The organism is Xenorhabdus sp. PB62.4 (assembly GCF_014467285.1).
Lineage (GTDB): Bacteria > Pseudomonadota > Gammaproteobacteria > Enterobacterales > Enterobacteriaceae > Xenorhabdus.
The window spans coordinates 86,304-98,451 of the sequence record NZ_NKHR01000012.1 but is presented as its reverse complement, the minus strand read 5'-3'; the positions used below and the strand labels follow the sequence as shown (position 1 = coordinate 98,451).

Genomic DNA, 12,148 nt, shown 5'->3' with positions numbered 1-12,148 from the left:
TATGCCGGATTTTTTTAAACGTAACAACGTATCTAGCAGACTCCTTATTTTTCCTTTATTGATTCAAGCAATTGAGAGATTGGGACAGAAACTCTTCTGTCTTCTTTTGTTTTCAGCCAAGTATCTATATCCAGTAGCCACCAGTCGTTGATAAGAAGTGCGTAAAAACGGCGTGAACCTTCCCCATAAAATTCATGTAGTGGCAACTCCCAGCGTGCACGTTCCAGTTCATCGGGAAAATTGAGATGGTAATAGCTCTGATGAATATGTTCACATTCGTATTCTGGTATTTCCCTGACAATGCCAGTAAATTGCGCACCATCCAGGCCTATGGGGGAAGTTTTCTGCATGTCATAGCGAAACAGTGAACCACTAACTGCTGCACAATGGTGAATATTTCTGGAATGTTTGGCAGTTCTCATTGAGTACCACACCAATCTTAAGGGATTGAACAGTGGAACATAATTGACGGTGGAAGCCCAAGGAAGGTTGTCAGCACCCTGAGTGGCAAGAGTGAAAAAGCGAGCGCTGTTGACCAATTCCAGACTACGTTGTTCCAGTGTCATGTTATTTCCTTACATTATGGATAAAAGGTGCATCACTCAATAATCTTGAATTCAAAATTTCCCACCACAGATCTTGTTCGATGCGGATCTTTTCCCATTCGGGATCTTTACAAAGTTTTGACACGGCCTGGCGATACTGCCCCCAAGCGGCTTCGTCGGCGAATGTGACATAATGCTCAAGGCAATGGACATTATTGCCAATCGTACGAATATACCAACGCCGTTCTTCCGCCATCGTCAACGAACGGTAGAACCATTCATCACGTTGTTCTACCCATCGCCAAAATGCGTCCATATCCTGATGAGCCTTGTGTGTTGGTTTCAGTAAATACATCAGATGCAACATAGGGTTCTCCTTTAAGCAAGTAGCGTCCAATCGGGGGTCAGGTAGGTACTGTATTGCTTTTGATAATATTGATAAAAACGATGGTTGTAATCTTCACATTCGTCTATAGACAAAGGTGCGTTCTCGAACAGTAACAGTGCTGCTAGCGGCTCTATTTTCGCTCCACGTCGTGTCTTGGCTCTAAGGGCAGAAATTGATAACCGACATTCGCGCAGACCATTTTTTGCGGCATAATCGAGAGAATGGTAGTAAGTCAGAACAAAATAACGAAAGTCGTTATCATTGATCTGATAGTTCGAACCGTAATAGCGAGCATGAAGGGTTGAACCAAAACGATAGAAAATAGTGATCCCGACTATTTGCTGGCCACGCCAGGCAACAGCAGCGATGGCAGTGTCTATGATTGAAGATTTTTTTTGGCCGTCAAATATGCGAAGCATCCAGTCAATTCCCTGATAGCTACCATATTTTTCCCTGTTGCTAGCAATAAGCTCCGCTGCTGATTCCAGTAGGTGGTCATCCAGTTGACGCCATTCCACCCGATTCCCTAAGCGTGAAAAAGCAGCCAGTTCTGCGTTGGTTCTTATCCGGTGGTGGGAGCGCAGTAGTTGTAATTGTGAATCCAGGCCACCGGTCGGTACAGGTATAGTCGCTTCCGCCGAGTGCATCAGTACCCGGGCATAAGGACAATAGCGAGCCATCTCCAGCGCCAGATGTAATGGCATAAAAGGTACAATGCTTGCGTAATACCTTTGGCTTGCGGAGTACTGAATCAGCATTTCGGCTATGGTTGACAATGCTTCACCACGCCGATCTCCCCGCACACAGGGGAGCTCATTATGCGTTGAGCGACGAGCGCCTCCCCACAAGAATGGTCGTTGCCAGGGGCCTTTCAGCCCGGGGAAATAGTCCGGCAGATAGAACAGCCCTGGATGATCTTCACCTTTCCATAAAGCGCAACCGCCCAACACCCCGGTATTTCCGTTCAGGGCCAAAACATCCGTCTGACCCAAAGCGTAATCTAACCCGGCTAACCAGCCGTGACTGTGGAAAAAATCACTGTCGGTGACCAGCGCATCCCACTCATGCCTGTCAATATGTTCAATGCTGGAGACAGAATATTGACCAAAATAACTTAGCATGCTTCCCCCTTGATACCTTCAATGATGGCTGCATGAGGGCATTTAACATAGGGAAAAAGGTCCTGTAAGTCCGGATTGGCGGGTATATTCAACGGCTTCCAGTTTATCTCATGGAAACCAGACTGTTGCAGTGTATTTTCTAATGTTGAATGCGACCAATAGTAGGCTTGAATATTGATATCGTACGGTGTCTGACAGATATGAAGGCGAATAGGGCTCCCATCCGCACGAGGTTGCTCTTCAATCAAGCGAAAACCAAAGGGGCGATAATATTCCGGATCTGCACTAAACTGTGGATGGATAGGTAGTGTAATTAATCGGCCACCTGGCTTTAATACCCTGGCCATGGTTTGGCTCATTTTTAGTAATTCTTCGTGGTTAGCTGCATAGGGCATTACATAAACAGCAAGAACGACATCGAAATATTCGTTATAATCTTCACTAACTTTTGAAATATATTTAATATCATCCTTTTCTTTTTCTTCGCGGCGACGTGCGTAATTAAGCATGCCTTCGGAAATATCCTGACCAACAATACATTTGGCTTTTCGACCTTTCAACCAGCGTGTAATTGCACCCGGGCCACATCCGAAATCCAGCACACTCAGGCCGGATAAGTCTCCCAACAAATTTCCTAGCGTTGGAAGCTCTAATTCTTTACGGTAGGGCCAGGAGCTCATCTTTTCATAGAGTCCTGCATACTCATCAAATGTTGAGGGGTTAAATTTTGGTGTGTGTGTGTTTTCTTTAGTCGATGAAAATTCATAATATTCTTTAAAAAACATATGTATATCCTACCCATTAATTAATTAAAGTAAGTGTAAGAATTAAATCTTCCTGAAAATGAACACTCCGTATTCTAAGTTGTTACATTTAAAGTTGGTTAGTATATAGAGTTTGGATGAGGTTTCGACTATCATTAAATGTTATTTAATTAACATGTTGTGCTTTAATAACTTCGGACACTTCGGGGCTTTAACATCCGATGAGTGACGCACATTAACTGGCACATTTTGACAGATGTCGTTGATTTTAATATGAAAAAGACTTTTCTGTATAAATTAAAGAAACAAAAAATTAGCATGTAAATTTAAGAATAAATTAGTTGCCTTTTCGTTCCCCCAAGATAGGAAAATATTTTTGTTGTACTTTTATGACGTTATTATATTTATATCAATATATAAAAGTGTTTCATTTCTGTATTTTTATATGATTTTTATCGTTTAAATACACTTAAGACCAATAAAATGCAGACAATTAAAAAACCTATAACAATAGAATCATTAAATAATGAGTTTTATATCTGCTGGATGTCAGAGACATTAACTCTAATTCAAATACTTTACATACAGCAACGTGTTTGTTTTGTAATTAATTGCCGATATTGAAAATATTACTCGTGATCAAATCGTTTAATAATGAACGATGCAAAAATTATAATGATACCTATGGTCAATACCCACCTTTTTGCATGGTTTTTTCACGAGGCAACTTAAAATCTCGCTAATAACAATTAACAGTGCTCAAGTTGGCTGAGGGCCTGTGCCGCCTGCAGCATAGGAGTAGCAAACTGCAATAAAGATCCTAATGAAATACGGATAGAAGGGGCATGAACATAATCACAAGCGATCAACCGATTTTTTTGATCTTTAACGGGAACAGAACACGCGATCATGCCATCGATAACCTCTTCATTATCAATACTGAGCTGCGTTTGTGCTATTTTGTCCAATTCATCATTTAAATCGAAAAGATCAGTGATCGTGTTGCGGGTCATTTTATGGATGGGCAGCGTTTTCAGCAGGTTTTCACGTTTCGCCATAGGCATACTCCACGTTTTCGATACCACGTTGAAGTTCACCTGCTGCATCGTGCATGATTTTGCCATGTTCCTGACCAATCAAACAGCAAATTTCATCAGCGTGCCCTTCAAGCAACTGCTTATAACGGAACATAATACGTGCCCGCTTTACTGGCGGGGTATCACGCCATTCAGGAAAAGCCGCTTGTGCTGCCGCAATCGATGCTTCAGTAATGGACTTGGGGGCAATGGCTACCTGACGAATGACGCCGCCAGTTGCAGGATTATAAATATCCTGTAAACGTGAATGGATATCAACCACTTTGTCGTTAATAAAATGTCCTACGATACTCATAGCCTTTTCTCCAGTAACTCAGTCATTAATTCCACAATTGTTTATATATGGTTACCATTTCCGCAATAGTTGGAATTCGTGGGTTATTACCCGGTGATCCAGAGGCTTCCGCTTGTTTCGCCATTGTTTCCACCACCTCAAAAAAGTGCGTTTTGTCAATACCAAATTGCTCTGGTGTCGGCACGGAAAGCTCTTCATTTAAATCAATTAACGTCGTTAGTAGTTTTTCACAGGCGACCTTGTCACTGTCTGTTGGTTTTGCAAAGGTGAGTGTACGTGCACATTCGGCATAACGTTCTTTGGCTGTATTTAAAGAAAAATGGGTGACGGCAGGAAGCAGCATGGCGTTGGATAACCCATGTGGAACACGGAAGAAAGCACCGATAGGACGGCTCATCCCATGCACCAGTGCAACAGATGAGTTAGAGAATGCAATACCGGCAAGGGTTGAACCCAACATCATAGATTCACGGGCAACTTTATCATTGCCATCCCAAAAAACCTTGCGTAAGTTGGGGCCGATAAGCTTCATGGCCGCAAGAGCCTGACTGTCTGAATAGGCGTTCGCTTTACGACTAACAAACGCTTCAATAGGAAGTAAAGAACCCATCGTACCGTTGTTCAGATCAGCGGTTTTTGATGAACAGAAGATAACTACATCAATAGGTTGTACATAAGCTGATTCCTTGTAGGCAAACTTTGTTGTTACTAAACAACAAGTTAATCAAAGAACAGAAATCGATATTTATTCTACTTATTAAAACATATATTTGAAAAAGTAAGGTTTTTTAAATAAAATGGTGTGAGTAATCAGCCGTAATTTTTACGTAGCATAACCGCTAAGATGCACTTAAATTGAGTGAAAAATAAACTATCAGGGATAGGGAAATTGGAAATGTCTGTTCCGTTCAAACTCTCTCAATAGATTATGTTTTGGCGAACTGTAGACATTGAAGTCAGGAGATAGCTTTGAACAGTCATAATCAAAACAATCAAAATAAAGATAACCACGAAAATAGTGGTGATAAAAAATCACTTATCGTGCTAACCGACTCTCAACAAAATCAGGGTAAGTTGAAGTCGTTATCAGCATCGGGAAAGCAGATATATGAAAACCCCGCAATTGCATATCTTGTCAGTCTTGGATCAAAACGCAGTCGCCAAACGATGAAATCATTTTTGGATATCGTGGCAAAAATGTTGGGATACCAAAATGTGCGGGACTGTGCTTGGCACGCACTCCGTCGTCACCATGTTCAAGCAATTATGGAAATGCTTTCAGATTCAGGTAAAGCGCCGGCAACAATTAATACTTATCTTTCTGCTTTGAAAGGGGTTGCATTGGAAGCCTGGACCATGAAACAACTCGACACCGATAATTTTCAACATATAAGACAAGTACGGTCTGTCAGGGGAAATCGGTTGCCAAAAGGCAGGGCGCTTGAGCGTTATGAAATAAAAGATCTATTTTTTACCTGTGAAAACGATATCAGCACAAAAGGATTACGTGACGCGGCGATTATTGGAGTGCTTTTAGGCTGTGGTCTGAGACGATCAGAAATTGTTTCGTTAGATATGAAACACATTATTCGTCGCGAACAAGCATTAAGGGTGATGGGAAAAGGGAATAAAGAACGCTTATCTTATATGCCGGAAGGAACATGGGAACGTTTAAATCGTTGGATAGATGAAGTACGCGGGGATCATGCCGGCCCGCTTTTTACCCGAATTCGTCGCCATGATGATGTAACTGATAACCGTTTATCAGATCAAGCTATTTATCACATCCTTGAGATACGCAGAGTAGAAAGTGGACTGGAAAAATTTGCTCCGCATGATCTGCGCAGAACATTTGCATCAGCCATGTTGGATAATGGCGAAGATATCGTAACTGTCAAAGATGCTATGGGACATTCAAGTATTACCACAACCCAGAAATATGATCGACGTGGAGATGAACGCTTAAAGAATGCCGCCAGAAACTTAAATTTCTGACAGGAAGAATAGCTACTAAACAGTTTGTCAATTGTTTTATTCAGTATTAATTTCCGGTTATTAATAAATATTATGATAGGTGTACTTGTATGACCTCAAAAACACTATGGTTTAGTCATCTCTGTCGTTGCTCAATTATTACTTTATCGACTTATCAGAGCGGGTAATTTAGTCAATGTCACTAGCTTGTTTTATCTTGTGCCAGGGGTAACAGCAATAATGGATTATTTATTTTTAGGCAATACGTTATCTGCTCTAAGTATTCTTGGAATGATCTCTATAATAATTGGTTTAGCTCTGGTTTTTCGTAAAAAAGAAACAAAAGAGATTAAAAGCATTAAATGAATTCAAATGTGAAATTGCCCGAAATAAAGTTCGGGCAATCTATCTATCTATCTATCTATGAGTTTCTATCATTTATTGAACTCGTTATTCTTCATCTACCTTGATAGGGCAAACAAACCCATCAGGCTTTATAGCTAACAAGTCACATTTAAGCCGATCGATAACATGTTCGGCGGTATTGCCAAGAAATGCGGCTGATAATCCAGTCCGGCCAAGGATGCCCAAAACAACCACACCTGCATTTAATTCATCGCATATTTCAGGAATCACTTTTTCCGGCACACCTTCATGAACGTGAGTTTGTTGTTCGCTGATATAGAATTTCTGTCGCAACTCTTTCATTGCAATCAAATGTTGACCACGCAACGCCTGATTGTACACATTAGGGTCAAAATCAGGCAATTCAGTTGCAATATTTAAAGGGGCGGTTGGATAAGCATTAACGAGATGAATCAAGGGATCTTTTACAATGCGATTGGCGAGATCTTGTGTTTCACGCACTAATTTTAGATTCAATTCATTATGATAAGGTTCTTCATTGGATAAATTGACTGCAACCACAGCAGAACCATTTTCTGGCCATACTTGATCTTTTACCATCCAGACAGGGCAAGGACTTTTACGTAGCAGATGCCAGTCCAGTGGAGTAAAAATCATCGACTCCAACCGGGAATGTTGGTGAGCCATTTTCAATAGTAAATCATGATTTCCAGTGATAACTTCTTGAATAATGGCTTCATAAGAACGATTATGCCAAACCACTTTAATCTCAATATCAATTCCCGATTCAAGATAATAATGGGCTTGTTGCTTTATCCAAGCGACTCGTTGACCAATCACACCTTTCCGCATTGCGTTTCTTTCTTCAGGAGAAAGCAGGGTAGTCATTTCATATGAAAGGTCATAAATAGGTAAAAATGCTTTAATGCGGCCGCCATTGCGTTGCACGATATAAACTGCACGCCTTAATGCGGGTTGATCATCCTGATTGGGATCAATTGCGACCAAGAGGTTTTGGTAGTTTGCCATACTGAATTCCTCGCAGAGTCTGGATGCCTCTTTAATACAGAAGATAAACCAATATGGACAACTATAACAGGGTAAAAGAATGCCAGATCAGCAAAATATAGTGATCTGGCTTAAAATTTAGATAATGTCAGGAAACATTGGCGGGAGCTTTACCAGCCAATTCGGTCAATTTATCCATATCTTCGACAGCGATATACTTACCTTTGACAGCCAGGATACCACTCTTCTGGAAACGACCAAGCAGGCGACTAATGGTTTCAACGGTCAGGCCTAAGTAATTACCGATGTCGCCACGAGTCATTGTCAGGCGGAATTCACGAGGTGAGAAACCACGTTGCGCAAAACGACGTGACAAGTTATAGATAAATGCGGCCAGCCTTTCTTCTGCGTTCTTTTTGGATAGCAACAGGATCATTTCTTGATCACCTTTAATTTCTCCACTCATCAAACGCATCATCTGCTGGCGGAGATTAGGCATTTTTCCTGAAAGGTCATCCAGCGTTTCAAATGGGATCTCACATACCATTGATGTTTCAAGCGCTTGAGCGAAACTGGGGTGTTCAGTGTTAATGATGGCATCAAATCCAACTAGATCACCAGCAAGATGAAAACCCGTAATTTGTTCGTCGCCTTCTTCAGTAATTGTATAGCTTTTGATGGTTCCTGAACGGATGGCATAGAGTGATTTCAATGAATCACCAGCTTTGAACAAGGTTTGCCCTTTCTGGATGGGTTTCTTGCGCTCGATGATATTATCAAGCTGATCAAGCTCATGTTCATTTAAGGTGAAAGGAATACAAAGCTGGCTAATGCTACAATCCTGACAGTGGATTGCGCAACCACCAGATTGAATCCGACGAATAATACGTTTTTCCGGGATCATGGGGGAGTGCTCATTAGAAGTGATTGATATGCGTAAATTTAACATATTTAGGTAGCTCTGGTAAGAGCCAGATACTCGCATTAATCACGGCATATATCATCACTAGCGAAAAAAGATGAAATTTTTTTGGATTAACGTCGAACTTGCGTAAAACTTTAGCCATTCAATATAATATCTTGATTAAACTGAAATTTAATTAATAATATATGGATGCAATACGCGTCGATGATGTTGTTTGGTTACAGATAAATGGAATAGGATTGACATGAGTGAGTGGTTGTTAATTGCATTTACAATGATAGTGCAAGGTTCTGTGGGGCTTGTACTGATGAGTGTACTTTATGTTTACTGGATTAAGCACGAACTAAACATATGGCAACATTCAGTAACTACTCTTGTGCAAAAAACATTATTAAAAACATACTTAATAAGTAGTGTACTGGCAGGTATCGGGTTTATCTCCTCTTTGAACATTTGGGAATATCCACTTAGTGTTTACCAATCTCTACACAATGTTAAGCAGGAGTGGATAAACATAGAAACGATTTTTGCCGCCGTCTATTTTAGCTTACTCGTACTACATACACTTTTTGTTGCGCTTAGAAAGCAGATTTATGTTTATATCATGTTGGCAATTGGCATCATTGGAGTTATTGACGTCCACTATATGGCGATTATTTACGTCAACAGTGACATGGTGACATGGACGAACATCAATACCTATTTTCTGTTCTATGGTGCAGTATTTACTTTAGGCCCTGCATTGGCTTTATCATTTATCGCCTGTCCGTTAAGAAAATCCATTCGAGGAAAATTACCTATTAAGTTAGTGATGGCAGCGCTCTTTGTTGTTTTTATCAGCGTTACTGTACGGTTAATTGAGCATCCGGCCTATATGGAATGGTTAGCAGAAGTCACAATGGTTAATGATAATATGATCTTCCCACACCAAGCTGAACTTAATATCAAAAGTGCCTTTGGACTAAAAATTCTTTCATGGTGCTTATATATTATTGCAATGACAACCTGGACTTATGCCTTATGGAAGGGAAGGGATAACCTATTAATTAATAATACTTATTCTATTCTTGTCGGTTCGATGCTCATATTTATCGCTGAATTGATTAATCAATATACATTTTTTATTATGTGCAACTTATGATAGATAATTCATACTACTTCCACTGATTATCCTGCGCCTTACGTTCCACATAACAGGATCGGTGACAATGTCACGGATTCTGTTATGTGTGAACAGTGTCATATGTTTATGGTTTCTATACGCGATATTTTCATCTTGATGATATGAGATATTCTTCTCGTTTCTTTGTGGTAGCGCACAAATTTAAAGATAATTATTAACTTATTATTAATATTCTAAGAACTATGTTTTATATCTATAAAAATAGATTGATTTGGCCTATGTTGCAGAAAATTTTTGCGCATTGATTGAAAAACAAACAATTTATTTCAATGAGTTATTGTAGGTGTTTTATAACCGCCACATGAGTTTGCCATTAACCATAGAAAACAAAAACAAATTATTAATAAGTTTATAAATCAACTTTACTACAAAACACAAAGAATCAGTTAAAAGGCTGCGTAATTATGACTAAACCACTTCATCCTAATTTAAATGTAGATGCGTTATTTTTAGGACCAAAATCAGAGAATGCGGTTTTTTTTAGAGAGATGATGGACTATACGGTTAACGAACATATGTACTGGCGTTCAGGTTTTCATCCTGGGGATTCTGAGTTAACCACATCAGTTGATCGCTATGAACATAATTATAGAGAGACACTTTATCGGACAGAAGGAATTTTAAATCAACTGTCAGCAAAACTAAAAAACACTTCAATTCCTTTCTTTTCTCCCCGTTATCTTGGCCACATTAACAGCGACACATTAATGGTTTCTAATCTTGCTTACGTCATGGCCATGATGTACAACCCGAATAACTGTAGTTATGAAGCATCCCCGACAACAACAGAACTAGAACTTGAATCGGGATTAGATCTTTGCCGTATGTTTGGTTATGACCCGCATCAATCTTGGGGGCATATTACTTCTGGCGGTACGGTCGCGAATTATGAAGGCTTGTGGGTAGCCAGGAATTTAAAAACATTACCTTTTGCAATATCTCAACATCCCAAGGCAAAAGATCTGGTCAGCCATAAGTCACCAAAGCAATTGAAAAATATGCCAACGGCTGAAATTCTGGATTTAATCAGTACCCTACAAGAACGCGAAATTTTTGAAGAAGTACGTGATATGACATGTCGTGGTACAGGAACTAAACCAGAAATATTAGGCAAGCTGTTAGTTCCACAATCTAGACATTACTCTTGGATGAAAGCGGCAGATATCTTTGGTATTGGTCAGGAAAATATTATTTCATTACCTGTTAATGAAAATTATCAAACTGACGTTGCTCAAATGCGGAAAATCACCTTAGAGTTAATCGAGCAAGGCGAGTCAATTTTGGCGATGATTGCTGTGGTTGGCACGACAGAAGTTGGTGCAATTGATCGGATTGATGAAGTCATTGCTTTGAGGCAAGAGTGTGAAGAGCGTTATGGTGGATCTTTCTATATTCATGTTGATGCGGCTTACGCGGGATACGCTTGCGCCATGTTGCTGAATGAGCAGGGCGAATTTATTGAATATGACGAGCTTGCTAATTGTCATCGTTCGATAGGCATTATGCCGGAAAACATCAATTGGCCGAAGCCAGAAGTTTATAAGAGCTTTAAGGCATTAAAAGAAGTGGATTCGATTACAGTTGATCCTCATAAAGTTGGTTTCATTCAATATGCTGCGGGTGCAATTTGTATGAAAGACAAACGCATTCTTGATTTGATCGCTTCTCGTGCAGCTTATGTTTTTGAAGAAAACAATGACAAAACAAATCCTGTTGTCAACAATAGAGGTATTCTTGGTTCATCTATTATGGAAGGTTCAAAAGCGGGAGCAACCGCAGCAGCGCTTTGGGCCGCTCATCGCTTATTACCTTTGAATATCAACGGATATGGGAAAGTCATTGCTGCTGGCATCGTGACAGCACAAAGATTAATAGATAAATTGGCAAATATGTTACCCATAGAAGCAGGTAAGCATCGGTTTGAAGTACATGTTATGCCATCCCCAGATTTTCATATGATCAATTTTACATTCAAAGAAATGGGGAACGAAAGTCTGGAAAGTCACAATGCCCTCAACAAGCGGCTTTATGAGCTGTGCTCCTATTCTACAGGACGAGCTTATACCAACGACTTCCTCACATCATCAACCATACTGGATTATAAAGAGTATGGTGATACACCAAGACACTACGCAGAGCGGTGTGGTTTTAGCCGCAGTGAATGGGATAAAATTCGCCGTATCTTTGTATTGCGTGCAGCAGTAATGACTTATTGCTTACGTGATGAAGAGCACTTTGAAGAGTTCTGGAATCAGCTTCAAGCTATCTTTGTTAAGAAACTGAATCAGTTGGTTGATGAAGAAGAGAAAAAAGCACGATTGAAATCAAGTTTAGATGCGCCATTACTTGGTCAATAGATAAACGTCCAAACGTTACTCAATTAAGATTTGAATATTAAAAAGGGTTGAATGTAAAAGAGTCTATTTTTATAGACTCTTTTTTAAGAAATTAATGATTCCTGTTTTGCTTACCCCTTGGCAAA

The 12,148-nt window shown here is 39.9% G+C and carries 12 protein-coding genes and 1 pseudogene; 4 read left to right on the top strand and 9 right to left on the bottom strand.

Annotated features, from left to right (window positions below):
* Positions 1-44 precede the first annotated feature (44 nt).
* The 7 genes from Xenpb_RS11765 to Xenpb_RS11735 form a co-directional block, all read right to left on the bottom strand.
* The gene (locus tag Xenpb_RS11765) at positions 45-566 is read right to left on the bottom strand and encodes a pyridoxamine 5'-phosphate oxidase family protein (RefSeq protein WP_187654493.1); all 522 of its coding nucleotides are present in this window, start codon (positions 564-566) and stop codon (positions 45-47) included.
* A 1-nt stretch (position 567) separates the two neighbouring features.
* Positions 568-912 (bottom strand): hypothetical protein, encoded by a 345-nt coding sequence (locus Xenpb_RS11760; protein ID WP_187654492.1) that lies wholly within the window; start codon positions 910-912, stop codon positions 568-570.
* 11 nt (positions 913-923) lie between these two features.
* Entirely contained in the window at positions 924-2,054 is a 1,131-nt protein-coding gene (locus Xenpb_RS11755; RefSeq protein WP_187654491.1) for a peptidogalycan biosysnthesis protein, read from the bottom strand.
* Positions 2,048-2,839, bottom strand: a complete 792-nt coding sequence (locus Xenpb_RS11750) for a class I SAM-dependent methyltransferase (protein ID WP_187654490.1) — start codon at positions 2,837-2,839, stop codon at positions 2,048-2,050. The genes Xenpb_RS11755 and Xenpb_RS11750 overlap by 7 nt, the downstream gene beginning before the upstream one ends.
* A gap of 728 nt (positions 2,840-3,567) precedes the next feature.
* Complete coding sequence (locus Xenpb_RS11745; RefSeq protein WP_187654489.1) at positions 3,568-3,876, bottom strand: IclR family transcriptional regulator C-terminal domain-containing protein; 309 nt, start codon at positions 3,874-3,876, stop codon at positions 3,568-3,570.
* Positions 3,863-4,210 (bottom strand): aldehyde dehydrogenase family protein, encoded by a 348-nt coding sequence (locus Xenpb_RS11740; protein ID WP_187654488.1) that lies wholly within the window; start codon positions 4,208-4,210, stop codon positions 3,863-3,865. The genes Xenpb_RS11745 and Xenpb_RS11740 overlap by 14 nt, the downstream gene beginning before the upstream one ends.
* Positions 4,211-4,235: 25 nt before the next feature.
* Complete coding sequence (locus tag Xenpb_RS11735) at positions 4,236-4,820, bottom strand: iron-containing alcohol dehydrogenase (protein ID WP_187654487.1); 585 nt, start codon at positions 4,818-4,820, stop codon at positions 4,236-4,238.
* A 464-nt stretch (positions 4,821-5,284) separates the two neighbouring features.
* Between Xenpb_RS11735 and Xenpb_RS11730 the strand changes: the two genes are divergently transcribed.
* Complete coding sequence (locus tag Xenpb_RS11730; RefSeq protein ID WP_255523124.1) at positions 5,285-6,205, top strand: tyrosine-type recombinase/integrase; 921 nt, start codon at positions 5,285-5,287, stop codon at positions 6,203-6,205.
* Positions 6,206-6,313: 108 nt separating this feature from the next.
* Positions 6,314-6,550, top strand: a pseudogene (locus Xenpb_RS11725) (EamA family transporter); the annotation flags it as partial.
* 84 nt (positions 6,551-6,634) lie between these two features.
* On the opposite strand, the gene uspE reads toward Xenpb_RS11725, so the two are convergent.
* Both uspE and Xenpb_RS11715 read right to left on the bottom strand, forming a co-directional pair.
* Positions 6,635-7,579, bottom strand: a complete 945-nt coding sequence (gene uspE, locus Xenpb_RS11720; protein ID WP_187654486.1) for a universal stress protein UspE — start codon at positions 7,577-7,579, stop codon at positions 6,635-6,637.
* Positions 7,580-7,706: 127 nt separating this feature from the next.
* Positions 7,707-8,462, bottom strand: a complete 756-nt coding sequence (locus tag Xenpb_RS11715; protein WP_187654485.1) for an FNR family transcription factor — start codon at positions 8,460-8,462, stop codon at positions 7,707-7,709.
* A 265-nt stretch (positions 8,463-8,727) separates the two neighbouring features.
* On the opposite strand from Xenpb_RS11715, the gene Xenpb_RS11710 reads away from it, so the two are divergent.
* A complete protein-coding gene (locus Xenpb_RS11710) occupies positions 8,728-9,624 on the top strand; it encodes a DmsC/YnfH family molybdoenzyme membrane anchor subunit (RefSeq protein WP_187654484.1) in 897 nt (298 codons plus the stop codon).
* 446 nt (positions 9,625-10,070) lie between these two features.
* Positions 10,071-12,023, top strand: a complete 1,953-nt coding sequence (locus Xenpb_RS11705; protein WP_187654483.1) for a pyridoxal-dependent decarboxylase — start codon at positions 10,071-10,073, stop codon at positions 12,021-12,023.
* Positions 12,024-12,148: the final 125 nt, after the last annotated feature.

What these genes read in the sequence shown, in the direction of transcription:
- Xenpb_RS11740 (WP_187654488.1), bottom strand. Translation starts at nt 4,210, where the DNA reads ATGAGTATCGTAGGACATTTTATTAACGACAAAGTGGTTGATATCCAT.
- Xenpb_RS11745 (WP_187654489.1), bottom strand. Translation starts at nt 3,876, where the DNA reads ATGGCGAAACGTGAAAACCTGCTGAAAACGCTGCCCATCCATAAAATG.
- Xenpb_RS11715 (WP_187654485.1), bottom strand. Translation starts at nt 8,462, where the DNA reads ATGATCCCGGAAAAACGTATTATTCGTCGGATTCAATCTGGTGGTTGC.
- Xenpb_RS11750 (WP_187654490.1), bottom strand. Translation starts at nt 2,839, where the DNA reads ATGTTTTTTAAAGAATATTATGAATTTTCATCGACTAAAGAAAACACA.
- Xenpb_RS11735 (WP_187654487.1), bottom strand. Translation starts at nt 4,820, where the DNA reads ATGGGTTCTTTACTTCCTATTGAAGCGTTTGTTAGTCGTAAAGCGAAC.
- Xenpb_RS11755 (WP_187654491.1), bottom strand. Translation starts at nt 2,054, where the DNA reads ATGCTAAGTTATTTTGGTCAATATTCTGTCTCCAGCATTGAACATATT.
- Xenpb_RS11760 (WP_187654492.1), bottom strand. Translation starts at nt 912, where the DNA reads ATGTTGCATCTGATGTATTTACTGAAACCAACACACAAGGCTCATCAG.
- Xenpb_RS11765 (WP_187654493.1), bottom strand. Translation starts at nt 566, where the DNA reads ATGACACTGGAACAACGTAGTCTGGAATTGGTCAACAGCGCTCGCTTT.
- uspE (WP_187654486.1), bottom strand. Translation starts at nt 7,579, where the DNA reads ATGGCAAACTACCAAAACCTCTTGGTCGCAATTGATCCCAATCAGGAT.
- Xenpb_RS11710 (WP_187654484.1), top strand. Translation starts at nt 8,728, where the DNA reads ATGAGTGAGTGGTTGTTAATTGCATTTACAATGATAGTGCAAGGTTCT.
- Xenpb_RS11705 (WP_187654483.1), top strand. Translation starts at nt 10,071, where the DNA reads ATGACTAAACCACTTCATCCTAATTTAAATGTAGATGCGTTATTTTTA.